This window comes from Pantoea sp. X-Soil-OKNW-556, assembly GCF_059730695.1.
This window is the reverse complement of record NZ_AP035990.1, coordinates 1,134,704-1,159,140: the sequence shown is the minus strand read 5'-3', so window position 1 is coordinate 1,159,140 and position 24,437 is coordinate 1,134,704. Positions and strand designations below refer to the sequence as shown.

Below are 24,437 nucleotides of genomic sequence, written 5' to 3'. Positions count from 1 at the left end.
TTTTTGACTTAAAAAGGACAGGGAATGAGACGCAGCCTGTGGCAATGCGTAACACAGCTGGCATCGCGACTTTTTCCGGCCAGCTACGCCTGGCCCGCGATGGATATTCAGTTGGGCAATCGCCAGCTACACCTGGTCGGCAGCATTCATATGGGTACACGCGATATGCAGCCGTTGCCGGCACGTTTGTTGCGCCAACTGGCGAAAGCCGACGCGCTGATCGTTGAAGCGGACATCACCCAAGGCGGTTCCCCCTTTGCCGAAGGAGAAAATCTGCCGCCGCTGGCAGAACGCCTCGACAGCGAGACACTGACCAGGCTAACCGCGCTCTGCGATGAGCTGATGCTGTCGGTAATGATGTTTGACAACTTGCCGATGTGGCAGATTGCCCTGATGTTGCAAGCGCAGCAGGCACAGCGCCTCGGGTTGCGACCACAATATGGCATCGATTATCAACTGTTGCAGGCTGCCAAAGCGACCCATAAACCGGTGATTGAGCTGGAAGGACCGGATACACAAATCGCACTGCTGAAGTCGCTGCCGGAGAATGGCCTGCCCTTGTTGCTGGATACGCTGGAACACTGGCACACCAACGCGCGTTTGCTGCAAACCATGATCAGCTGGTGGCTGGATGCACCGCCGAAGCAGCAGCCGGTCGCGCTACCCACCACCTTCAGCAATGAATTGAATGACACCTTGATGCGCAACCGCAATCAGCACTGGCGCGAATTGTTGCTGGCATTACCGCCGGGACGTTATGTGGTGGCCGTGGGGGCGTTGCATCTTTACGGGGATGATAATTTACCGGGCCTGTTAAAGGCGCGCTAAAAAAAGAAGGCCGATATTACTATCGGCCCGTCAAAGAGGAATTTGTTTATGATTTTGGTTATCACACAGCCATTGCTGGCTGGCGCGGGCCAATTCTCGCGCAAAGTTCAGAATTTCGCCAGTACTATTCGCCGTTTCTGAAATAAGATTTTCCTTAGCAAGGATCGAAAAATGACGCCCGCTGTAAAACTGCTGGAAAAACAAAAAGTCACCTTTACTCTGCATCCGTATGATCATGACAGCCATGAAACCAACTTTGGCGACGAAGCGGTGCGAAAACTGAATCTCGATGCTCGACAGGTATTCAAAACGCTGCTGGTGGCGCTGAATGGCGATGCGAAACACCTGGCAGTAGCGGTTACGCCGGTGTCCAGTCAGCTCGATTTGAAGAAAGTCGCCAAAGCGCTGGGGGCGAAAAAAGCCGATATGGCTGACCCGCTGCTGGCACAGCGCGTCACCGGGTATCTGGTGGGCGGCATCAGCCCGCTGGGGCAGAAAAAACGCCTGCCCACGGTGATTGATCAACAAGCGGCGGAATTTGCCACCATCTTTATCTCCGGCGGTAAACGCGGGCTGGATATCGAACTGGCGGCACAGGATCTGGCGCGTTTGCTGGATGCCCCCCTGGCCGATGTGGCGCGCCGCGATTAATCAGGCTGCTGGGCGCAAAGTTGATCGATCATCCAGCGCCCGGCGGGTCCCGGTGGATTACGCGTCGACCAGACCGCTTCCACCGCAATATGCTGCGGCCAGCCTGGCACCGGCAACTCCTTCAACACCTGATGACCAAACTGCTGCACCAGCCAGCGCGGCAACACGCTCCAGCCAAATCCCTGCTCCGCCATCTCCAGTAATAACAGATAAGACGGTGCCGACCACACCCGGCCCGCTGGCATCGGGTCACGCGTCTCCACCCAGGTATTGAGCCGCAACTGACGCAACGCCCCGAGTTGCGCTTCGGTAACCTGTTTCTGCTGGGCCAACGCCTGGTCCTGATGCAGATAAATCGCCATCTGCGCCTCCACCTGTAAGCGTGCCACCGCGATATCTGGCGGTAATGAGGGCTGAGCGCGCACCACCCCAAGATGCACGCGTCCGGCCTGTAGCAGGTCCAGCACGTCGGCATCTTCGGCGATCATGCATTCAAATTCGATATCCGGATAGCGCGCTTCAAAACGCTTCAGCAGCGTTTCATGATATTCCGCCTGCCAGAAATCGGAGATCGCCAGACTGAGGCGCGGCTCGACCCCCTGCGACAGCCGCACCGCCAGCTCATCCAGCCGCTGGCTGGCCGCCAGGATCTGCTGCACCTGCGCCAGTGCTCGCTGTCCCTGCTCGGTTAATACCGGCTGACGTCCCTGCCGATCAAACAACATAAAGCCTAAATCGTCTTCGAGATTCGCCACCGCGCTACTGATGGTGGACTGACTTTTGCCCAACGCCCGTGCCGCCGCAGAGAATGACCCGCTGGCGACGGTCTGCACAAAAGCCTCAAGGGATTCCGGGGAGTATTTCATAGTTATCCATCGCTTTTATCGATAGGTGTTCATTTTATCTTAATTTCGACAAGTGAGAAAATGCGTCCTGTAATGAATCAGGAGGTTTTTATGCGTACCCGTTCTTTGAAAGAACGTTTTTTCCACGCTGCTGGCTTTGAAATTCTGGCGATTTTGACTGTTTCCCCGTTAGCCGCCTGGGTAATGGATAAGCCGCTGTTTGAAATGGGGCTGTTGGCGATCATGCTGTCGACCGTCGCCATGCTGTGGAACATGATTTATAACGCCGGATTTGATCGCCTGTACCCACGGGATCGGGTGCAGCGAGGCGCTGGCCTGCGCGTACTGCACGCGCTGGGTTTTGAGGGCGGTTTTATTGTGATTGGTTTACCGATTGCTGCCTGGATGCTCAGTATCACGTTGTTGCAGGCGTTGATGGTGGAAGTGGCGTTTTTCCTGTTCTTCCTGCCCTACACCGTCGCGTATAACTGGCTGTGGGATATTCTGCGTCAGCGCTGGCTCACGCGCAAAGCGTGCCAGGCGTGAGAAACCCGCGCGATAATTCGCGCCGCTACAAATGCGAGCCCGGTAAGGTAGCGGCACGTTTATCGCGCAATGATGCTTTAGTTTTCCACCGCATGCGGCAGTATCCATGCCAGCACCGTCTTCGGATAGCTGCGCTTCCTGGGTTTCTCCGGCGCGCTATCCCGTTGCTGTTTCTGCTCCGCGGTCAGGTGCACAATCCCCTCTCCCGGAGCGTAGTCACTCACTTTCAACGGTGAATGCTGGCTCACCCAGCCGCGCAACACATCCGCATCGCGCAACCCGGTGTTGGTATAACCTGCGAGGTTATCAATGCGCGGATAACCATCGCCGCCGGTAGCGTTGAAGCTGTTGGTCGCCATGCGATAGGTTTTATCCTTCTGTAATGGCTCACCGTTGATCTTCACCTCACTGACATCGCTACCATCCGCCACCAGGCTGATATTGGCAAACTGCGCAAAGCCACCGGCATCGGTTTTAATATTGGCAACGGTTGCCAGATACGTCAGCAATTGATTACCGGTCAGGGTGACGGACACCACCTGATTGCTGAAGGGCTGCACCTGCAACACATCGCGCCAGCTGATCGCCCCTTGCGGCAGTGAAGTACGAATCCCACCACCACTCATCACCGCAAAATCTGCTTTGGTGGCGGCCATCTGCGCACGCAGAATTAACTGGCCGAGGTTAGTTTGCTCAAAACGCACCTTGTCCCGCTCGCCAACAAAGACACCGTCGCTGCTGCCGACCGGCACATCCAGTTTGGCTTCTGCGCGTTTCTGGAAGGGGGTCAGCAGTTTCATCATCGCCGGATTCGGTGGGATCTCCTGCTGCCAGGTCAGCCAGGACTCGCTGCCATCCGCATTCTTGATCTTATGCTTCAGATTGACCGGGATCAGTTGGTAGCTATCCAGCGCCAGCTCACCGTTGCGGAAGGTAAAATCACCGCGCCCGACGAATTTACCCCACTCTTTCGCTTGTACGATCCACACACCATTCTGGCGGTCCGGCTGGCAGGGCTGGCCTGGCTGATAATTTTTCACGCTGACGTTCTCTTTCTCCATGCACACCGCATCGTGTGAATGGCCGCCGACGATCAGGTTCACGGTGCCAGGCGGCAAGCTGCGCGCCAGCTCGACATCGCCCGGCGCATTGCTGCCATGCTGACCGTCGTCGTAATGGCCCATGTGGGTGAGAAGAATAATCACGTCCGGCTTGACGCTGGCACGTAACTCAGCCACCGCTTTTTCGGTTTCAGTGACCGGATCTCGAATCTCGATAGTTGCCATATTGGCCGGATTGGCGATACGCAGGGTGTCGGGCGTGGTCAGGCCGATTACGGCAACTTTCAGCCCCATCCGGGTAAAGACCGCCCAAGGCTTGAACAGCCGTTGGCCGCTGGATTTTGCGTAAATATTGGCGGAAAGAAAGGGAAATTTGGCCCATTTCTGCTGCTTTTGCAGCACGCTGAACGGTTTATCAAATTCATGGTTACCCAGCGCCATCGCATCATAGCCCACCAGGTTCATGCCGCGAATATCGGGTTCCGCATCAAGCAAATCCGACTCCGGCACACCGGTGTTAACGTCACCGCCGGAAAGGATCAGCACACCGCTTCCTTTTGATTGCGCATCATAACGTTGCGTATCCATCAGGGTTTTCTGCGCGGCCAGACCATACTCGCCCTGCGCGTTGGGCCAGAAATGACCATGCTGATCGTTGGTATGCAGGATAGTAAGACGGTAGCTGCGGTCGGGCTGCCATGCCTGTGCCAGTACCGGCAGCAACAGGATAATCAATGCCAGCCAATGGCTTTTGCGCGGAATTAACAACAAGCCGATCTCCTTATTCTGCGTTTTTCCACTAACCAGTGGACTTTATGTGCTTTATCGCCCTTCTGTGTCGCACAGATCGCACTTTAACTCAAGATGAAAGGCTTATAGAGTCTTGAGAGAAGTAACAATCTGATAACGAAAATTGACCCTCTCAGGATTTCTATGGCAAGTGATCATACTCTCTCATCCCCGGCACGCGCACCGGGGCGCACGGCGTTCGGCATTTTAGGGGCGATCAGCCTCGCGCATCTGCTGAACGATATGTTGCAGTCGCTGTTGCTGGCGATTTACCCGCTGTTGCAAAAAGATTTTAGCCTCAACTTTGTGCAAATCGGTTTAATCACCCTCACCTTCCAGGTGACCGCCTCGCTGCTGCAACCCGTGGTCGGCTACTACACCGACAAATATCCCAAACCCTGGTCGTTACCGGTTGGCATGGGTTTTACCCTGTGTGGCCTGGTGCTGCTGACCTTCGCCAGTGACTATCTCCAGGTACTGCTGGCAGCGGCACTGGTGGGTAGCGGTTCATCAATTTTTCATCCCGAATCTTCCCGTGTCGCCCGTATGGCATCCGGTGGACGTCATGGCCTGGCGCAATCGCTGTTCCAGGTGGGCGGGAATTTCGGCAGTGCACTCGGCCCGCTGCTGGCCGCAATGATTGTTGCACCCTATGGCAAAGGCCATCTCGGCTGGTTCGTGCTGGCCGCGTTGCTGGGGATCATCGTGTTGTTGCAGGTCAGCCGCTGGTATAGCCACCAGCAGCGCGCCAGTAAAACCAAAGCTGCCACGGTGTTGTCCAATCCACTGCCGCGAAAAAAAGTCGTGCTGGCGATCAGCATTTTGCTGCTGCTGATTTTCTCCAAGTACTTCTATCTCACCAGCCTGAGCAGCTACTACACCTTCTATTTAATGCAGAAATTCGGCCTCTCGGTGCAGGCGTCGCAATTTCATCTGTTTGTATTTCTTGGCGCAGTGGCGGCAGGGACCATTATTGGTGGGCCGATTGGCGACAAAATTGGTCGTAAGTATGTGATCTGGTGCTCGATTCTCGGTGTCGCCCCCTTTACGCTGCTGTTGCCGCACGCGTCATTAATGTGGACAAGTGTACTGAGCGTAATTATTGGTCTGATTCTCGCCTCAGCGTTTTCTGCCATTCTGGTGTACGCGCAGGAGTTGCTACCGGGACGTATCGGTATGGTTTCCGGGCTATTTTTCGGTTTTGCCTTCGGTATGGGTGGGTTGGGTGCCGCCGTGCTGGGCGTGGTGGCAGACCACACCAGCATCGAATGGGTATATCAAATCTGTGCCTGGTTGCCACTTATCGGCCTTTTGACCGCTTTCCTGCCAGATAACCGTCACGCCTGAGCCTGTTTCGGGGGGGTAATTATTTTTCCTTGCCCCCTTTATTCAGCATGAATCCTGCCGATATTGTGAGATAACTGAAGAAAATGACACTTCGGTTGCATTTTTCTCTTATTTTTTCATTTTTTTCTGTTTATCCCGCTCAAATGTTTAAACGCGGTTAGCGATTGTGCAGTAAACTAGGTTGTTACAAGCGGATACATTTGCACACAAGGAGACAGGCATGCATCACACCACACCGTTGATCACCACCATCGTCGGGGCACTGGTCCTGGCCTTTCTCCTTGGTATGTTGGCACATCGCCTGCGAATTTCGCCGCTGGTCGGTTACTTGCTGGCCGGTGTGCTGGCCGGTCCCTTTACCCCTGGTTTTGTCGCCGATACCAATCTGGCCCCTGAATTAGCTGAACTAGGGGTGATCCTGCTGATGTTTGGTGTGGGGCTGCACTTTTCGCTGAAAGATTTGATGTCGGTAAAGTCGGTCGCCATTCCCGGTGCAGTGGCGCAAATCGCCGTGGCAACCTTGCTGGGAATGGGGCTGTCGTGGGCGCTGGGCTGGTCAATGATGACCGGGCTGGTGTTTGGCTTGTGTCTCTCCACCGCCAGTACCGTGGTGTTACTGCGCGCGCTGGAGGAGCGTCAACTGATTGACAGCCAGCGCGGGCAAATTGCCATCGGCTGGCTGATTGTCGAAGACCTGGTCATGGTGCTGACGCTGGTGCTGCTGCCTGCCATCGCTGGCATGCTGGAACAGGGTAACGCCAGCCCAACCCTGTTGGCGTGGGACCTGCTGCTGACCATCGGTAAAGTGGTCACCTTTATGGTGCTGATGATGGTGGTGGGCCGCCGCGTGATCCCCTGGATTCTGGCGAAAAGTGCTGCCACCGGTTCACGCGAGCTGTTCACCCTGGCGGTGCTGGCACTGGCACTGGGCATTGCGTTTGGTGCAGTAGAATTCTTTGATGTCTCCTTTGCCCTCGGCGCTTTCTTCGCAGGCATGGTGCTGAACGAATCTGAATTAAGCCACCGAGCAGCACACGACACGCTGCCGCTACGTGATGCGTTTGCCGTGCTGTTCTTCGTTTCTGTTGGCATGTTGTTCGACCCGATGATTCTGGTCAACCAGCCGTTGGCGGTACTGGGGGCGCTGGTGATTATCGTGGTGGGCAAATCGGTCGCTGCCTGGCTGCTGGTCACGTTGCTGGGCCACTCACGCCGCACAGCCCTGACGATCTCCGTTAGCCTGGCGCAGATTGGCGAGTTTGCCTTCATTCTGGCCGGTCTTGGCATTTCGCTGGGGTTACTGAGCCAGGAGGGGCGTAATCTGGTGCTGGCCGCAGCCATCCTGTCGATTATGCTGAACCCGATTCTCTTTACTGTGTTGGAACGTTATCTCGACAAAACCGAGACGATGGAAGAGCAGACGCTGATCGATCCTATCGAGGAGGAGAAGCAAATTCCGGTGGATATCTGTGACCATGCGGTGATTGTCGGCTATGGCCGCGTCGGTAGCCTGCTGGGACAGAAGCTGCTGGAAGCGGATGTGCCGTTAGTGGTGGTGGAAAACTCGCGACCACGCGTTGAAGCGCTGCGCGAGCAAGGCATCAAAGCGGTGCTGGGCAATGCCGCCAGCAGCGACATCATGGAGCTGGCGCGCCTCGACTGCGCCCGCTGGCTACTGCTGACCATTCCCAATGGTTATGAAGCCGGTGAGGTTGTCACGGCGGCGCGCGCGAAGCGCGACAACATCGAGATAATCGCCCGCGCCCATTATGACGACGAAGTGGAATACATCCTCGAACGTGGTGCCAATCGCGTGGTGATGGGGGAACGAGAGATCGCTAACAGCATGTTGCATATGCTGGAAGAAGAGATTGCGCAAAGGCCGATTGTGCGTGAATGTCCGATTTGATTTAACGCCGTAGCGGCGCGATTTTTTCATACAACGCGCACGATTTGCGCGATAAATCGCGCCGCTACGGGGTAATTTTTATCTGTCCCAGTACGACTCTTCGAGGCTATCCTCACGCTCCGGTAAACCTCGCGTCAGACGCGGGGAATGCTGATTCAGCACCTGGTAGCTGACGCGGTTGGCATATTTACACACCTGCGCCAGTGATGAATACGTCAGATACTCGCGCGCATGTTTGCTGGAGTTCGGCACTTTCTGGCGGTGGAAATTATTGGCGGTGATATCGTGCAGTAGCGCTGCTAAAGCCGCATCCCCCGCGCCATTGGTGTTCATAATCTTCTCCGGACCGCCCATATAAGGCGCGATATGCGAGAAGATGCGCAATGGCTGCTGGCAATCCCGCTGGCGCATGCCACGGCTGAACTCATATTGGTTAAATTCAGCAATCGCGCCTGGCAGCAACGGATGATTGGTTTTGCGCTTAAATTCTTCTTCGGTAAAGCCCGCCATATATAACCCGGTTGGCCCGGCGGTGCAGAGCACCAAATCGACCCAATCCAACGCCATATTGGCCGCCAGCAGTGGATCGGCCTCTCCGGTCAGGGCCAGGGCTTCCTCTTCATTCATCGCGACGATGGAGACATGTTCGCGCAGAAAATCGCGCCAGAACTGTGGGTTGTCCTGAATGACGTATTTGGTGCCCAGCGTTAACACCACCGGTACGTTATGTTTTTTGGCAAACGCAATCGCGCGCAACGTCGCTTCCGGCATCGGTTCTCCGGGCTGACAACGCACCAGATAGGAGGTCAACACCAGCGCTGACGCGCCCGCGATCACCTCTTCAGGAATGCTGTCGGCCTTTAACTGGTTCATCAGACCGGGGCTGATGGCAAAGGTACGCTCGCCCTGCTCACCAATCAGGGTGAAACAACGACCAATCGCGCCATCGACACCTTGCAAATAGTTGAGATCCATCCGGCTGGAGGTGTTGCACAGGTAACGATAGGCGTAGCTACCGATCTGGATGCTGTTGCACATCACGCCCAGCAACACCGAACGGTCATCGGCCAGCACCGAGTAGTTATGCAAAGTGTTGCCAATGGTGCCACCGGCAAACTGGTGGCTAATTAACTCGTCACGCATCAGCTCATGGTACAACGCTTCCGCCGTGGCATCATCAATCACCAGCGAATGACCCGCACTCAGGCCGTAACGTTGCAGGAAGCCATCATCAACTTTGGCTTCAATATCTACCAGCGTCTGATCAATACCGACGACCCAGCTGCCCTCCTCCTGCTCTTGTTGCGTAGCCTGCAACAGCGGATCGCGCGCGCTAACGGGGAAATAGTGTTTGGATTTGCGTTTGCCGGGAAATTTCATGGGGGATGCCGTCTGGAAAATCAGGCAGAGAATGATAACACATTCTCTGCCACTCCCTTAACGGCGCGCGTTGACCAGCTGCACCATCATGGCAATGTGCTCATCATCGGCGTTCAACGCAGGGATATACTCAAACTTCTCACCACCCGCATGCAGGAAGAATTCACGGTTCTGCTCGCTAATCTCCTCCAGCGTTTCAAGGCAGTCTGCGGCAAAGCCGGGACTCATCACCTGCACATGCTTGATACCTTTGGCGGGCAGACCTTGCATGGTTTCGTCGGTGTAAGGCGTCAGCCAGGGCTCACGGCCAAAGCGCGACTGGAAGGTCATCATGATCTTGTGTGGCGCGATGCCGAGCGCGGCGGCCAGCGCATCGGTGGTATCTTTGCAGCGTTGCGGATAGTCATCGCCTTCGTCGGCGAAGCGCTGTGGGATGCCGTGATAGGACAGCACCAACAGATCCGGCTCGCCATGCTGGGCGAAAGAACGCGCGACGGAGGCTTTCAGCGCCGCGATATATGCCGGATGTTCAGCGTAATCACGAATAAAAGCCACTTCTGGCAGGGAACGCCGCGGTTTGAAGCTGGCAGCCAGGCCATCCCATACGGCCGCAACTGTGGAGCAGGAGAATTGCGGGTAGAGCGGCAACACGATCAATTTAGTGACGCCCTGTGCCAGCAGACGCTCAACCGCACCTTCAAGGCTCGGCTGGCCGTAGCTCATGCCCAGCTCCACTGGCATATCGATTTGCTGTGCCAGCGCATCACGCTGCCGCTTGCTGAACACCATCAGCGGCGAACCTTCATCCATCCAGACCGATGCATAAAGCTTCGATACGCGCGGCGAACGGAACGGCAGGATAATAAAGTTGAGAATCGGCCACCACAACCAGCGCGGCGTATCCACCACGCGCGGGTCACCGAGGAATTGTTTCAGATAACGTTTAACCGCTGGTGTAGTGGGTGCGTCTGGCGTGCCTAAATTAACCAGTAAAACCCCGGGCTTTTCTTGCCTCATTGTATTTCCTTGCTGTCGAAACGAATGGGTCAAAATCGTGGGAAATTGTAGCGGAAAAAGCGGGAGGGAAAAGCAATTGCTGCAAAAGGGCCGATAAACCGGCCCTTAACTGGCTTAGCCGAGAATCGCGGCCAGCTGTGCACTCACTTCAGCAACCTGACGGGTGCCGTCGATTTTGTGGTATTGGGTGTTACCGGCTTCCGCTTCTTTGCTGTAGTAAGCAATCAGCGGCGCAGTCAGCTGATGGTATTCCACCAGACGCTTACGCACCGTTTCTTCCTGGTCATCTTTACGTGTTGTCAGCTCTTCGCCGGTCACGTCGTCTTTACCTTCCACTTTCGGCGGATTGTACTTAACGTGATAAACGCGACCAGACGCCGCATGCACGCGACGACCTACAATACGATCCACAATCAGTTCATCTGGTACGGCAAACTCCAGCACGAAATCGACGCTGATACCGGCTTCTTTCATGGCATCAGCCTGCGGAATGGTGCGCGGGAAGCCGTCAAGCAGAAAACCGTTTTTGCAGTCTTCCTGAGTAATACGCTCTTTAACCAGCGCAATTACCAGCTCGTCAGTCACCAGTTTACCGGCATCCATAATGGCTTTCGCCTGCTGGCCCAGCTCAGTGCCCGCTTTCACTGCCGCACGCAGCATGTCACCTGTGGAGATTTGCGGAATACCGTATTTCTCCATGATGAATTGAGCCTGAGTGCCTTTACCTGCGCCCGGTGCCCCGAGCAGAATAATACGCATTGCGTAATTCCCCTTGCGAATCGCATTGATCAATCTGAGAAGGCGAAGACCATACCACTATGCCCCGCCCACCACAAGGAAAGGGGCGCGGTAACGGCTAATGTCCTACTTTACTGCCTTTTGCCACCGATACCAGCCCGACGCGGGATTTTTCCGCATTTTCAGAATTGCGACCGCTATTTAACAGCTCGCGCAGGCGCTTCGTCAGTTTCATTGTCATATTCTGACTTTTGTTGGCGCTGCCACGCACATCGGCACGAAGAAGGACGCGCCCACGCTCGGGCCACTGATGCAAATCAGGCTGCGGCGAGTTTGGCAGCTTACCCGGCATAATCGGCAGCACCGCGAATGACAGACCCGGCTGTTGCAAAGATTGCAGCGAAAATGGCGCTTCCAGCGTGATGGTATCAACGCTGGCGATATTATAAGGTCGCCATTGCGCAGCCGCCATCTGTGCCAACGCCTGCTCCGGCGCATCACCCAGCGCCAGCCCCTGTTCAAACAGGCGCAACTCACTGCGCACCAGGGTGCTGAAATCATGGGTACGTAAGGCGATCAATACTAAATCCGTTCCCAGCGCCGCGTGACGATCGAGCCGTGTGACAAACAGTCGCGCCTCGCTTATCAGCCGTCGGTGCAACAGTGTGGCGAAAGACTCAGATGCATCGGTGACGCCCTGGCTCTGGCATTCAGCCAGCGCGCGTACCCGCCCCTGAAACAGGTCAATATGTTCAACCAGAGCAATATTCCCCGCCATCACCGGCACTGCTGCCAGGATACTTAATTCACTGACAGGATAATGCGACGCATAGCGGGTTTGGTTACGCGCCTGCTCCTGGCGTAAAAACAGTTGGGAAAGCAGCACCCGCGCAATATGCAATGAAGGTGCAAAGAAGAGATCATACTGTTCAAGCCGATAATGGCGGGAAAGCTGGCCGCGAAGCTGATCGCGCGCCGCCGCCCTGGCAGAAGCATTCTGTGAAGCCATCGCGTGATTTTTCTCTGTTTATTGTGCTGTGTGATGGCGGATGAGGCTCGGATCCGTGGCAGAAATTACCGGCGAAACACAGAGACGCCTGCCAGTCAACCCGCCAGAATCAGGGGGAAAGGTTAGGGGAATGCGGCTGGACTTTAAAATGATATAAACTGACAATCCCTGTTAGGTTTTTACACAGGGGATGAGTATGACCGGGCTACCTTCGTTACGTGCACTGCATTATTTCCACCAGGCGGCACTGCACAGCAGTTTTAGCGTAGCCGCAGAACGTCTGCATGTGACCCATAGCGCCATCAGCCATCAGGTCCGACAGCTGGAAAGCTGGATGGGTAAGCCTCTGTTTGTCCGTACAAATGGACGTGTCAAATTAACCTCACATGGTGAGCGATTACTGGTCAGTTGTCAGAAGGCCTTCAGCGAACTTTCCACGACCTGTGAAAGTATCCGCACCGGCATGCGTCACCATCTTAGCGTCTCCTGCGCGCCGAGTTTTCTTTCCCAATGGCTGATCCCGCGCATCGGCACTTTTTATCTGCGCTATCCTGATATTGAGATCCAGTTCCAGCAACTGGTAGAGATTGACCAGTTACGCAGTGAACATACCGATGTTCTGATTCACAGTTACGAACAAACACCTGATGAAGACATTGATGCCACCCTGATTAGCGATGATTACATCGGCCCGCTCTGTGCCCCCCAATTTGCCGCACGCTTCCAGAGTGAGCAGGATCTCGCCGCCTTACCCCTTCTGCATGCTGATACCCGACTTCACGCCTGGGCGGAGTGGGCCAAAACCAGCGGTACGCGAGGGAATTTCTGGGTGGGAAAACATTTTGATAATTTGACGTTGGGCATTCAGGCAGCCAGAAATGGCCTGGGCGTGATCATGGCACCGCGTTTGCTGGTGCGGCAAGAGTTACACGACGGCACACTGATCGCGCCACTTGGTTTTGTGCGGGTGGATCGCGCCACCTGGATGATGACCAAGGCGTCACGTCAGCATGATGCGGAGATTACCTTGTTTCGTGATTGGTTGAGGGATGAAGCGCACCACTGATCACTATTGCCAATAAGATACTTATTACATAAACGTAAAACGTGAATGGTATGAGGATACGTTATGGATGCACTTATTGCCCAACTACTGAATAGTGGTATTGGTGAAGCGACAAAAGTCATGGTTGAAAAGTTGCTGAAGGTTGACTGGATCCCAACCCGAAAAGCAGGCAAAAAACTTCTCAGCCAAATGCAATCACCCCACATTCAGCAGGCCTATCTGGAAAAGCATGCTTATGCTGCTCTACGTATGCGCACTCTGCATAATCCCGATTATGACGTTTTGCTTGAAGATATTTATTATCCGCTCACCATTGAAAACAGGCCGGAAAAGACCGAACTGATTGTCAGTGATGGCGCACAGATAATCTCCCAGAACATCGTCAATATCATTGGGATTGCCGGACAAGGCAAAAGTACCATTCTGCGTAAACTGTTTCTTGAAGAGATCAGAAAGCATCGTCGATTGCCTTTCTTCCTGGAATTACGCCGTATTGAGGACGGCAACGTCTTCGAATATCTTCACGCGCAATTAAACATATTAGGATTCGATCTTAATCAGGATGCTTTAGAGCAACTCTTGTCGTCAGGAAAAATCATCATTTTACTGGACGGCTTTGATGAAATTAAAGATAACCTGCGTTCTGCTTTTATCCGTTCTATTTTTGAAATTAATAAAAAATATCGCTGCCCTGTCATTGTCACCAGTCGCCCCGATACTGAGATATGCAGTGAAGCTGGCATCACCAATGTTTTTGTCAAATCACTTACGGATAAGGACAGATACGGCATACTTAAAAAACTCGCCACGCCCGATGATTTCAACGAATTATCCCAGCTTCTGAGAACGAATTCTGGGTTAGCGAATACGCTGGTGAGTCCTATCCTGTTGACCCTGTTACATGCCTGCTATCATGACTGGGATGAACTACCGCGAACTGCCGTGGATTTTTATCGCCTGTTGTTTTCCACCTTGTATCACAAGCATGACCGTATCAAGGCCTGGTCCAGGCAACGCCGCTGTAAATTACAAACAGACGAAATTCAATGGTGTTTTTCAGCGATGTGTTTATTTGCCATGGAAGATGAAGTCTATGAGTTCAACGAGGAAAACCTCCACGCTTACGCTGCCCGGGCGCTGGATACCGCCGCTCTTGATGAGCAAGAGCGCGATAACTTTTTGCATGACATCATTAGCATCACCTGCCTGATACAACCCGATGGTTTTAATCGCTATGTCTTTTTGCACAAATCATTGCAAGAATATCATGCCGCTTATGCTGTCACAAAATTGCCTGAAGATTATAAAGATAAATATTATGACTATTTTTCCGATAAACTGGGCACGGGCATTGAGTATGACAACGTCCTCTTTTTCTTATTTCATATTGATGAAGATTGGTTTCGCCGAAAGATTATGACCGAACGGTTCGAAAAGACGGGTTTTATTTCACTCGCAAACAAGAACGACGAAGAACTTGCTGAATACCTATTCCAGTCGCTTAAGTACGATGATGCGCTCTATGAAATCACAAAATTCGCCAATGGGTTTAGCAACGAGATTGTTGCCAGTACTATACCAGACATACAGACATCACTTCACACGCTTACCGTTATGTCCGGAAAACCCAGAGATATCGGACTACATACCGACACTGTCATCAATAACATTCTTGAAGAAAGCATCCATCCCGATAATCTCCATCAATACCGAACAACACTGCATGAGAAAACACCTGCTGACGATCCCAATAAGGATCAGTACAACATTGCTCTGTCTGAACTGTTCTATCAATCAGAATATTGGGATGAATTAGTCTTTTCCATCAGCAGTGAAATCTATCGATATTATCACGGCGTGTATTTACCAACGAAAGAAAGACTTCATGAGAAGAAACAAGCGTTATCACGCGGTATGAAGATCAAACTTTAAGTTTGGGCAAACGAGGGAGCGCTAAACTTGCGTTGATGTGGGCAAAAAAAGGGCGACCTGCTGGTCGCCCTTGTGCTGTTTAGGCAGTTAACAACTGATTCATACGACGAATAAACTGGTTCGGATCGTCCAGCGTACCGCGCTCAGCCAGCAGCGCCTGGTCGAGCAGCAGTTCCACCCATTCGCCAAAGCGGCTTTCATCCTGGGTATCCGCCACACGTTTCACCAGCGTATGATCCGGGTTCAGTTCAAAGATGTATTTCACATCCGGCACTTCCTGGCCCGCCGCCGCGAACAATTTCGCCATCTGGGTGCTCATCTCGTTGGCATCGGTGGTGACAATTGCCGGCGTATCTGTCAGACGATGGGTTAAACGCACCTCTTTGACACGCTCGCCCAACAGGGTTTTCACGCGATCAACGAACGGCTCCAGCGCTTTTTCCGCTTCTTTCTGTTCTTCGGTTTCTTCGTCGGCCAGTTTGCTCAGCGACTCATCCGCTTTGCTCACCGACTGGAAGGTTTTACCGTCAAACTCGGTGAGGTAGCTCATCATCCATTCGTCGATACGATCGGACAGCAACAACACCTCAATGCCTTTTTTGCGGAACAGCTCCAGATGCGGGCTGCTCTTGGCGGCGGCATAGCTGTCAGCGGTGATGTAGTAAATCTTGTCCTGACCTTCCACCATGCGGCTCAGATAGTCGTCCAGAGAAATCGTCTGCTCGGCCCCTTCGCTTTGCGTGGTGGCAAAACGCAACAGCTTCGCAATCTGCTGCTGGTTCACATGATCTTCTGCCGGGCCTTCTTTCAGCACCAGGCCGAACTCTTTCCAGAACTGCTGATATTTTTCCGCGTCATCTTTCGCCAGTTTTTCCAGCATTTGCAGGCTACGCTTGGTCAGCGCACCGCGCAGGCTTTGGGTCACGCGGCTGTCTTGCAGAATTTCACGCGAAACGTTAAGCGGCAGGTCGTTGGAATCAATCAGACCACGCACGAAACGCAGGTAGTTCGGCATAAACTGTTCGGCGTCGTCCATGATAAACACGCGCTGGACGTAAAGTTTCAGGCCATGTTTATGGTCGCGATTCCACATGTCAAACGGGGCGCGTGCCGGGATATACAGCAGGCTGGTGTACTCCTGCTTACCTTCCACGCGGTTGTGGCTCCAGGCCGCAGGCTCGCTGAAGTCATGGGCGATGTGTTTATAGAATTCGTGGTACTCTTCGTCGCTGATCTCAGCTTTGTTGCGCGTCCACAGCGCCTGGGCTTTGTTGATTTTTTCCCAGCTGGTGGTGTCGCTCTCTTCATCTTTGCTTTCGATCTCGACCGGCAGCGCGATGTGATCGGAATATTTGCCGATGATGCTGCGCACACGCCAGGCATCAAGGAATTCATCCTCGCCTTCACGCATATGCAGGGTGATCTCGGTGCCGCGATCGGCTTTCTCGATCTCAGCCAGGGTATATTCGCCCTCACCGGCCGATTCCCAGAACACACCTTCTTCGGCGCTGGCACCGGCGGCGCGGGTACGCACGGTGACTTTATCAGCCACGATAAATGCCGAGTAGAAACCGACACCGAACTGACCAATCAGCTGGCTATCTTTTGCCTGGTCAGAACCCATCGACTCCAGAAACGCTTTGGTGCCTGATTTTGCGATGGTGCCGAGGTTCTCAATCACCTCATCACGACGCATGCCGATGCCGTTATCACTCAGCGTCAGCGTACGATTTTCCTTGTTGACCGAGATCCGCACGCGCAGGTCGCCGTCGCCTTCGTACAGATCCGGTGACGACAGCGCGCGGAAGCGCAGTTTGTCAGCCGCATCGGAGGCGTTGGAGATCAGTTCACGCAGGAAAATCTCTTTATTTGAATAGAGGGAATGGATCATCAGGTGCAGAAGTTGTTTTACCTCTGACTGGAAGCCACGCGTCTCTTGTCCTTTCATGGTCATTGCTACCTCAACTGAATCGGGTTGATCGAACGTTGAGGAAGAGATGGGGATGGTGCGGAGAATTTCAAGCCGGTATCAAGATTGATACCGGCAAGTGATTAAAATTTAATCTTGTGACGTCCAGCCAGCGAGTGCGACAGCGTGGTGCCATCGACCATCTCCAGCTCACCGCCCACCGGCACGCCGTGTGCAATGCGGCTGGCATCCACGCCGTACTGGCTGCACAGCTCGGCGATATAGTTGGCCGTGGCTTCTCCTTCCACCGTAGGATTGGTCGCGAGGATCACTTCCTGCAACGTTTCCTGCTCCAGGCGCTGCTCCAGACGATCCAGCCCGATATCCTGCGGGCCGATACCATCCAGCGGCGACAGGTGGCCCATCAGCACAAAGTAGCGACCTGCGAACTGGCCGGTCTGCTCAATGGCGTGGATATCCGCCGGACTTTCCACCACGCAAATCTGGCCGTTTTGTTGACGACGCGGATTGGCGCAGATGGTGCAGATCTCCTGCTCGGTGAACGTGCGGCAATCGGCACAGTGGCCGATTTCCGACATCGCGCGCGTTAACGCCTGCGCCAGGCGCATGCCACCGCTGCGATCGCGCTGCAACAGATGAAAGGCCATACGCTGCGCTGACTTCGGGCCAACCCCCGGCAGACAACGCAGCGACTCCATCAAGGATTCAAGCAGTGGACTGGTTTGCATCAGAACGGCATCTTGAAGCCTGGCGGCAGCTGCATACCGGCAGACACAGAAGCCATTTTCTCTTTCTGCGTTTCATCGATACGGCGTGCGGCGTCATTGAACGCGGCAGCGATCAGATCTTCCAGCATATCTTTGTCATCTTCCAGCAGGCTCGGATCCACTTCCACGCGACGGCAGTTATGCGCGCCGTTGATGGTCACTTTGACCAGGCCAGCACCTGATTCGCCAGTGACTTCCAGCGCGGCGATCTCTTCCTGAACTTTGGCCATTTTGTCCTGCATCTGCTGGGCCTGTTTCATCAGGTTGCCCAATCCGCCTTTTCCAAACATAGTCTTCTCTCTCTGCTGGGGCTGCGTCGCGCGCTCATCGCACGGCAGCATGTTCATACGGGTCGAATACTCTCTTCATCCAAATCCGCGTCAAAGAAACGACGCAAGGTCTGAATGTGGGTATCGCTAATGATCGACTGACGCGCCTGCGACAGTTTCTCTTCATAAATGGCCTGACGCCATTCCAGTGGCGTCAATACCGCGGAATTATCGTCTTCAATAATGGTCAGTTCAACCGTCTCACCTGCCGCATGGCTGAGTGCCTCGGCCAATGCCTGGCGCGCACCACCTGAATTCAGATGACGCTGGCTGCTGCGCAGATGCAGACACACCTGATTATCGCCCTGCTCTTTCCAGGCGTTCAGCGCCAGTTGCTGCACCAGCTTTGGCAACGTCAGAGCGGCGATTTCCGCCGCCCAGGCATCGCGCTGCTGCGCTTCTTCCGCCAGACGTTGCGCCAGCTCAGGGGTTTTCTCATGCTCCAGCGCTGAACGCAAGGCTTTTGGCGTCGCGACCGGCTCAGCGATAACCTCGGTCGGCGTTTGCGCTTTCCAGCGATAGGCTTCCGGTTTTGCCGCCGCTTTTACCGCCGGTTCACTTGCTCGTTGCTGCACCCGTTCCGTGACATTCGCCAGGCGTTCCAGTGCCGCATTAGCCGGCCGCGCGGAACGCGCTGCCGGCTCACTCTTTTTTGCTTTGCTGGCTCCCTGACGCAATAACTGCGTACGGGCCTGTAACAACTGGCTGGTGGCATCCGACAGATTTTCCGGCGCAGGGGCCATATCAGGATAATCGGCAGGAATCGGCGGCGCTTCAGTCTGCGGCGGTGCCATTTGTGGTTGCGCCGCCACTAACGGTGCAGCAACCGGAGCCGCCTGCGGCGTCAGCACCGGGCGTGCAACCGGTTCGGCAATCAACGCCTGCGGGTGAAACGCCAGCGCACGTAATAACGTCATTTCCACACCCAGACGGCGATCCGGTGCCAGCAGCAGATCTTTACGCCCCATCAGCAACGTCTGGTAATAAAGTTGCACGTCGGCTGGCGGCAATACCCGCGCCAGTTCGCGCAGACGTTGCGCCTGGTTGACTTCATCCTCGCTGAGCGAGCCTGGCAACAGTTGTACCATGGCGATACGGTGCAGCAGGCGCAGCATTTCCACCAGCAAGGCTTCCCACTCGACGCCGCGTGACGCCGCCTGGTTCAGCAGCGCCATCACCTGTTCACCGTTGCCTTCGCTTAACGCTTCAATCAACGCTAACGGCTGCTCATCGTCCAGCGTGCCGAGCATCTGTGCCACGCTATCACGCGTCACGCTACCCTGCCCCATCGCAATCGCCTGATCGGTCAGGCTGAGTGCATCACGCATACTGCCTTCGGCAGCGCGCGCCAGCAGTTGCAACGCGCGCGGTTCGGCGGCGATCTGCTCCTGCTGTAAAATATGCTCCAGTTGCTGGCGAATCTGTTCGACATCCAACGCTTTGAGATGGAACTGTAAGCAACGGGATAAAATGGTGACCGGCAGCTTTTGCGGATCGGTGGTCGCCAGCAGAAATTTAACGTGTGATGGCGGCTCTTCCAGCGTTTTCAGCAACGCGTTAAAGCTGTGACGTGACAGCATGTGTACTTCATCAATCAGATAGACTTTGAAGCGGCCACGCGCTGGCGCGTATTGCACGTTATCGAGTAAATCACGGGTGTCTTCAACTTTGGTGCGCGACGCCGCATCGATCTCAATCAGATCGACAAAACGTCCCTGCTCGATTTCACGGCAGTTATCGCACACGCCACAAGGCGTCGAGGTGATGCCGGTTTCGCAGTTGAGGCCCTTTGCCAGCAGACGCGCAATCGAGGTTTTACCTACACCACGGGTGCCGGAAAAGAGATAGGCATGATGGATTCGTCCCAGTGACAACCCGTTGGCCAGCGCAGTCAGCACATGTTCCTGACCGACTACGTCAGCGAAAGCCTGGGGACGCCATTTTCGCGCAAGTACCTGATAGCTCATGTGGATTCGATCACTGGATTTGGTTGAGTTGGCACAGCGGCACGACTAAGGAGCCGAGGCCCACTGTCAGTCAAAAGGGGAAAAACGCTGCTTTGCAAACCCTGTTTATTTTGGCAGTAGTTTAACAGCCAACACCCAAGATGCCTATAACTTTGCGGAGATGCGCCCCGTCGGATAACGGAGCGCGCTGGCCTTAGTGGCCGGGGAAATTAACCAGGCTGAAGCAATCGAGGCCCATCGCTTTCAGACGCGCTTCGCCACTCAGATCAAACAGGTTAATAATGAAAGCAGCATCTTTCACCTCACCGCCTGCACGACGAATCAGTTTCACGGTAGCTTCGATGGTGCCACCGGTCGCCAGCAGATCATCTACCACCAGCACCACGTCACCCGGCTGGATAGCATCCTGATGCAATTCCAGTGTGTCGGTACCGTACTCCAGTTCATAGCTTTCGCTAAAGGTGGCTCGCGGCAGTTTGCCCGGCTTACGCACCGGCACAAAACCCACGCCTAAACCCAGCGCGACCGGCGCGCCAAACAGGAAACCACGCGCTTCCGTCCCCACCACTTTGGTGATGCCTTTGTCACGATAACGCTCAACGAGGATGGCAATCGACGCCGCATAGGCTTGCGGGTCTTCCATCAGACTGGTGACGTCACGGAACAGAATGCCCGGTTTGGGGTAGTCAGGAATGCTTTTGATGCTGTTTTTAATGAGTTCAAGCTGCTGAGCAGTTGCGGTCATAGTGTTACGCCTGGTGAAATCTCTATTTCGCGCAGCTCCCATAGCGCCATTACCCGGAGGACCGGGTTAAGCGAAGTCAGTTCACAAAGGGAAGCCACGCACGAAGAGGCCCAAATCTAAGCAAATGGTCGCCTAAATGCAACCCTGTCGCTACGTTTCACGTTCGTCTGTACTTTCTGCCACCACCGGAATCCGCCACATAAACAGCAGCAAGATGCACAACATCACGCCAAGCATAATGCGCACCCACCACAGATGAACCAACCAGATGGACACAGCAAAGGTAAGGATAATCAGCAGCATGGCACGACCTTTTGCCCCAGGTGGCATCGCACGATGGCGCTGCCAGTGGCGCAGATAACGACCAAAAGGTGAACGCCATAACAACCAGTGATGGAAACGCGGTGAGGAACGGGCAAAACACCAGGCCGCCAGCAACACAAATGGCGTGGTAGGTAATAAAGGTAATACAATCCCCAGCGTGCCCAGCACAATTGCCAGCCAGCCAAGGCTCAGTAATAAAATGCGTTGCATAACGGATGCCTGATAAAATCGATACCGCGCTACGTTAACACAGTCGGGAAAAGAGTGATGCCCTTGCCACGCCCACAACAACGTCTTCAATCCACGCTGGTACTGCTGCGCCAGCAAATCGCTCAGCAACCAGATGGGAGCTGCCGGCAGCCGCGTTTTGATGCGCAGTTGTTCCACTGCAAAGGAACACGCCTCGCCGACTATCTGCAAGAGCTGGAACACAATATCGCCCAGCTCACCGCCGCTGATCAGGACGCCACGCGTCGGCAGTGGCTGGCCGATAAAGTCGTGGATCAGATTGCTGCTTTACAACGTGAGTGCCAGAGCCAGCAACTGCGCGTGGCGCGTGAACGGCCACGTACTGATGTCAAACAACAGAAACGTGAAGAGTATCGAGGTTATGAGACGCGGTTGCTGGCGATGATCGCCGAACGTGAGCAGCATCTGCAACATGCCGAGACCTTGAGCGTCCAGCAGCAATTGATTCGTGAGCTGGAGCAGCTTCAGGCGCGTCTGGGACGCTGTCGCCAGGCCATCCACAAGCTGGAGCTGCAATTTACCGCACGGTAAGCGCCGTGATCTTTCCTCTATACTCATTTCTCCTGAGATGAGGAGTTGCATATGGCTTTTATCGCCTGGATTTTGACCGGTCTTGCCGCCGGCTGGCTAAAACGGGTGCTATTTCCCGGACGACCTGGTGGCTTTATCGTTACGCTGATACTGGCGGTGATAGGTGCGCTGATCGGCGGTTATATCGCCAGTTATTTTAACGCGGGCGACATGGTAACCCTTAGCGTGGCGACCCTGGGCATGGCACTGGCTGGCGCCGTGGTGATGCTGCTGGTGGTGATGAAATTACGTATTTAGGAGAGACAATGTCACTGGAAACGGCACCAGACGAAATCAAACTGGCAGTGGATTTGATTCAACTGCTTGAGGAGAACCAGGTTCCCACCACCACGGTGCTGGCCGCGTTGGCAATTGTCCGACGCGATTATGAACAGAAACAAGCCGCAGAAAAATCCCCGTAACGGCGCGATTTATGAAGCTCGCCGTTACGAATGAACACCGTTGGATAATGTTGGGCTGAAGCGCAACATATCCAACAGGGCTTCAACCAGGCCCGGCGCTTCTGCCGCCAGATCAAAACTTTCCGGGGTAAACAGCCAACTTTCCATCATGCCATTAACGTAGGCGCGCATAATCAACGCTGCCTGACGGGTGTTGAGGCTGCCAGGCAACTGACCCGCATCAATGCATGCACGCAGCACCTCTTCTATTCTGTCGTAACATTCCAGCAGTAAGCTTTGCTGCATATTCTGCAAGGTTGCCATTTCACCCACAAATTCGCATTTATGGAAAATGATCTCCATTAGTGCGCGTCTTTTGGGATCCTTTGCAGTAGCGTCAAGGATATAGATCAACATCGAACGCATAACAGAGAGTGGATCGTCGGGGTATTTTGTTTGATACTCAAGTTCCACATCGTCAAGCCCAGCGTCACATTGCAACCAGATTTCATGTAACAGATCGGCTTTATTCTTGAAATGCCAGTAGATGGCTCCCCGCGTGACGCCGGCAGCCGCAGCGATATCCGCCAGTGATGTGGCGGCAACACCGTGTTCTGAGAAGTGAGCTAACGCGGCATCAAGAATTTGATTACGCGTTTCAAGTGCTTGTGCTTTGGTTTTTCGTGCCATAGCGGACTTTTTTTACAAACTGGCAAGTTTACATACATTTGTGAATGTATGTACCATAGCACGACCCGTGTTTTAACGCAGCAATGGGTTTAACGGTTTGTGATCCATTGATCATTTGATATCGGACACTCGAGGTTTATTTATGAATAAAAACAGAGGATTAGCCCCTCTGGCGGCCGTCCTGATGCTTTCAGGCAGCTTTGTATTGACAGGATGTGATGATAATAAATCCCAGCAAGCCGCCCAGCAGCAGCCCCCTGAAGTGGGTGTTGTGACGTTAAAAAACGAGCCACTGAAAATCACCACTGAACTCCCTGGCCGTACTTCGGCTTTCCGTGTTGCGGAAGTTCGCCCTCAGGTCTCAGGTATCATTCTGAAGCGTAACTTTGTTGAAGGCAGTGACGTGAAAGCAGGGGTTTCCCTGTATCAGATCGATCCCGCTACCTATCAGGCGGCTTATGACAATGCAAAAGGTGCCCTGGCGGAAGCGCAAGCCAATGCGCGCATCGCAGATTTGACGGTTAAACGCTATAAGCCGCTGCTGGGTACCAAGTACATCAGCCAGCAGGATTATGACACCGCCGTCGCTACCGCCGCGCAGAATGCCGCAGCCGTACAGGCCGCACAGGCGAACGTGGAAAGTGCCCGCATTAATCTGGCATACACCAAGGTGACCTCCCCGATTAGCGGACGTATTGGTAAATCTTCCGTGACGGAAGGTGCGCTGGTTTCGAGTGCGCAGACTACCGCGCTGGCTACCGTGCAGCAGCTCGATCCGATGTATGTTGACGTGACCCAATCCAGCGATGATTTCCTGCGTTTGCGCGCCGAGCTGGAAGCCGGTCAGCTGAAACAGACCGACGGCAAAGCCAATGTTGTTCTGTTGATGCAAAACGGCAGCACCTACTCACAGGCCGGTACGCTGGAGTTCTCCGACGTGACCGTCGACGAAACCACCGGCTCGATTACCCTGCGAGCGATCTTCCCGAACCCGGATGGCCGCCTGTTGCCTGGCATGTTTGTCCGTGCGCGTCTGGATGAAGGTACCAATCCGAGTGCGTTGCTGGTGCCTCAGCAGGCAGTAACCCGTACTCCAACCGGTCAGGCCACAGCCATGGTGGTCGGAGCCGATAACAAAGTTGAATTGCGCAACCTGACAGCCAACCAGGCGATTGGTGATAAATGGTTGGTGACCGAAGGATTGAAAGCAGGCGATCGCGTGATCACCGTCGGTCTGCAACGTGCCAAACCCGGTGCGCAGGTAACACCACAAGAAGTATCAGACGACACGAAAGCCGCTGCCGCCTCTCAGGCACAGTCTGAAAAATCGTCTTCATAAACAGGAGC

24 protein-coding genes and 1 other annotated feature are annotated in these 24,437 nt (G+C 54.3%); of the genes, 11 read left to right on the top strand and 13 right to left on the bottom strand.

What is annotated here, in order from left to right; all coding sequences use genetic code 11:
* Positions 1-24 precede the first annotated feature (24 nt).
* Together AC6I8T_RS05200 and ybaK are read left to right on the top strand one after the other, a co-directional pair.
* Complete coding sequence (locus AC6I8T_RS05200) at positions 25-828, top strand: TraB/GumN family protein (RefSeq protein WP_208724978.1); 804 nt, start codon at positions 25-27, stop codon at positions 826-828.
* Between the two features lie 171 nt (positions 829-999).
* Positions 1,000-1,479, top strand: coding sequence for a Cys-tRNA(Pro)/Cys-tRNA(Cys) deacylase YbaK (gene ybaK / locus AC6I8T_RS05195; RefSeq protein ID WP_013508182.1), 480 nt, complete (start codon positions 1,000-1,002; stop codon positions 1,477-1,479).
* Here ybaK and AC6I8T_RS05190 read toward each other — a convergent pair.
* Positions 1,476-2,345: a LysR family transcriptional regulator gene (locus AC6I8T_RS05190; protein ID WP_497833558.1), complete on the bottom strand. Its 870-nt coding sequence runs from the start codon at positions 2,343-2,345 to the stop codon at positions 1,476-1,478. The genes ybaK and AC6I8T_RS05190 overlap by 4 nt on opposite strands.
* Before the next feature lie 90 nt (positions 2,346-2,435).
* Here AC6I8T_RS05190 and AC6I8T_RS05185 point away from each other — a divergent pair, with 90 nt between their 5' ends.
* Entirely contained in the window at positions 2,436-2,870 is a 435-nt protein-coding gene (locus AC6I8T_RS05185) for a multidrug/biocide efflux PACE transporter (RefSeq protein ID WP_208724977.1), read from the top strand.
* A 77-nt stretch (positions 2,871-2,947) separates the two neighbouring features.
* Here the strand turns inward: AC6I8T_RS05185 and ushA are convergent, their stop codons facing one another.
* Positions 2,948-4,702: a bifunctional UDP-sugar hydrolase/5'-nucleotidase UshA gene (gene ushA / locus AC6I8T_RS05180; protein WP_497833557.1), complete on the bottom strand. Its 1,755-nt coding sequence runs from the start codon at positions 4,700-4,702 to the stop codon at positions 2,948-2,950.
* A gap of 162 nt (positions 4,703-4,864) precedes the next feature.
* Here ushA and AC6I8T_RS05175 point away from each other — a divergent pair, with 162 nt between their 5' ends.
* A complete protein-coding gene (locus tag AC6I8T_RS05175) occupies positions 4,865-6,067 on the top strand; it encodes an MFS transporter (RefSeq protein ID WP_208724975.1) in 1,203 nt (400 codons plus the stop codon).
* 220 nt (positions 6,068-6,287) lie between these two features.
* Complete coding sequence (gene ybaL / locus AC6I8T_RS05170) at positions 6,288-7,976, top strand: YbaL family putative K(+) efflux transporter (protein WP_021182299.1); 1,689 nt, start codon at positions 6,288-6,290, stop codon at positions 7,974-7,976.
* 78 nt (positions 7,977-8,054) lie between these two features.
* On the opposite strand, the gene AC6I8T_RS05165 is transcribed toward ybaL, so the two are convergent.
* From AC6I8T_RS05165 to AC6I8T_RS05150, 4 genes are all read right to left on the bottom strand, one after another.
* Positions 8,055-9,356 (bottom strand): inosine/guanosine kinase, encoded by a 1,302-nt coding sequence (locus AC6I8T_RS05165; protein ID WP_208724974.1) that lies wholly within the window; start codon positions 9,354-9,356, stop codon positions 8,055-8,057.
* A 57-nt stretch (positions 9,357-9,413) separates the two neighbouring features.
* Positions 9,414-10,373: a ferrochelatase gene (gene hemH / locus AC6I8T_RS05160; RefSeq protein ID WP_497833556.1), complete on the bottom strand. Its 960-nt coding sequence runs from the start codon at positions 10,371-10,373 to the stop codon at positions 9,414-9,416.
* Positions 10,374-10,487: 114 nt separating this feature from the next.
* A complete protein-coding gene (gene adk, locus AC6I8T_RS05155) occupies positions 10,488-11,132 on the bottom strand; it encodes an adenylate kinase (protein WP_021182296.1) in 645 nt (214 codons plus the stop codon).
* A gap of 97 nt (positions 11,133-11,229) precedes the next feature.
* A complete protein-coding gene (locus tag AC6I8T_RS05150; RefSeq protein WP_497833555.1) occupies positions 11,230-12,120 on the bottom strand; it encodes a DUF6024 family protein in 891 nt (296 codons plus the stop codon).
* A gap of 196 nt (positions 12,121-12,316) precedes the next feature.
* On the opposite strand from AC6I8T_RS05150, the gene AC6I8T_RS05145 reads away from it, so the two are divergent.
* Both AC6I8T_RS05145 and AC6I8T_RS05140 read left to right on the top strand, forming a co-directional pair.
* The gene (locus AC6I8T_RS05145; protein ID WP_021182294.1) at positions 12,317-13,186 is read left to right on the top strand and encodes a LysR substrate-binding domain-containing protein; all 870 of its coding nucleotides are present in this window, start codon (positions 12,317-12,319) and stop codon (positions 13,184-13,186) included.
* A gap of 63 nt (positions 13,187-13,249) precedes the next feature.
* Complete coding sequence (locus AC6I8T_RS05140) at positions 13,250-15,118, top strand: NACHT domain-containing protein (RefSeq protein ID WP_497833554.1); 1,869 nt, start codon at positions 13,250-13,252, stop codon at positions 15,116-15,118.
* A gap of 79 nt (positions 15,119-15,197) precedes the next feature.
* Here AC6I8T_RS05140 and htpG read toward each other — a convergent pair whose 3' ends face one another.
* The 6 genes from htpG to AC6I8T_RS05110 form a co-directional block, all read right to left on the bottom strand.
* Positions 15,198-17,072, bottom strand: coding sequence for a molecular chaperone HtpG (htpG, locus tag AC6I8T_RS05135; protein ID WP_497833553.1), 1,875 nt, complete (start codon positions 17,070-17,072; stop codon positions 15,198-15,200).
* A gap of 98 nt (positions 17,073-17,170) precedes the next feature.
* Complete coding sequence (gene recR, locus AC6I8T_RS05130) at positions 17,171-17,776, bottom strand: recombination mediator RecR (RefSeq protein ID WP_208724971.1); 606 nt, start codon at positions 17,774-17,776, stop codon at positions 17,171-17,173.
* Positions 17,776-18,105, bottom strand: coding sequence for a YbaB/EbfC family nucleoid-associated protein (locus AC6I8T_RS05125; RefSeq protein WP_021182290.1), 330 nt, complete (start codon positions 18,103-18,105; stop codon positions 17,776-17,778). The genes recR and AC6I8T_RS05125 overlap by 1 nt, the downstream gene beginning before the upstream one ends.
* A gap of 53 nt (positions 18,106-18,158) precedes the next feature.
* Complete coding sequence (dnaX, locus tag AC6I8T_RS05120) at positions 18,159-20,111, bottom strand: DNA polymerase III subunit gamma/tau (RefSeq protein WP_497833552.1); 1,953 nt, start codon at positions 20,109-20,111, stop codon at positions 18,159-18,161.
* Positions 18,756-18,817 (bottom strand) — a sequence feature (DnaX frameshifting element). (Overlaps the previous gene by 62 nt.)
* A gap of 193 nt (positions 20,112-20,304) precedes the next feature.
* Positions 20,305-20,856 (bottom strand): adenine phosphoribosyltransferase, encoded by a 552-nt coding sequence (apt, locus tag AC6I8T_RS05115; RefSeq protein WP_013508166.1) that lies wholly within the window; start codon positions 20,854-20,856, stop codon positions 20,305-20,307.
* Positions 20,857-21,006: 150 nt separating this feature from the next.
* Positions 21,007-21,390 carry a DUF454 family protein gene (locus tag AC6I8T_RS05110; protein WP_021182287.1) on the bottom strand — a complete coding sequence of 128 codons (384 nt, stop codon included), beginning with the start codon at positions 21,388-21,390 and terminating at the stop codon, positions 21,007-21,009.
* Between the two features lie 57 nt (positions 21,391-21,447).
* On the opposite strand from AC6I8T_RS05110, the gene priC reads away from it, so the two are divergent.
* Genes priC through rsmS form a run of 3 tightly spaced genes read left to right on the top strand, consistent with a single transcriptional unit; the run spans position 21,448 to position 22,421 of the window.
* Positions 21,448-21,960, top strand: coding sequence for a primosomal replication protein PriC (gene priC / locus AC6I8T_RS05105; RefSeq protein ID WP_208724969.1), 513 nt, complete (start codon positions 21,448-21,450; stop codon positions 21,958-21,960).
* A gap of 51 nt (positions 21,961-22,011) precedes the next feature.
* Entirely contained in the window at positions 22,012-22,257 is a 246-nt protein-coding gene (locus AC6I8T_RS05100; RefSeq protein WP_021182285.1) for a GlsB/YeaQ/YmgE family stress response membrane protein, read from the top strand.
* Between the two features lie 8 nt (positions 22,258-22,265).
* On the top strand, positions 22,266-22,421 hold the full coding sequence (gene rsmS, locus AC6I8T_RS05095) for a pleiotropic regulatory protein RsmS (protein ID WP_021182284.1): 156 nt from the start codon (positions 22,266-22,268) through the stop codon (positions 22,419-22,421).
* A gap of 24 nt (positions 22,422-22,445) precedes the next feature.
* Here rsmS and acrR read toward each other — a convergent pair whose 3' ends face one another.
* Entirely contained in the window at positions 22,446-23,090 is a 645-nt protein-coding gene (acrR, locus tag AC6I8T_RS05090) for a multidrug efflux transporter transcriptional repressor AcrR (protein WP_497833551.1), read from the bottom strand.
* Positions 23,091-23,232: 142 nt separating this feature from the next.
* On the opposite strand from acrR, the gene AC6I8T_RS05085 reads away from it, so the two are divergent.
* Positions 23,233-24,429 (top strand): efflux RND transporter periplasmic adaptor subunit, encoded by a 1,197-nt coding sequence (locus AC6I8T_RS05085; protein WP_021182282.1) that lies wholly within the window; start codon positions 23,233-23,235, stop codon positions 24,427-24,429.
* Positions 24,430-24,437: the final 8 nt, after the last annotated feature.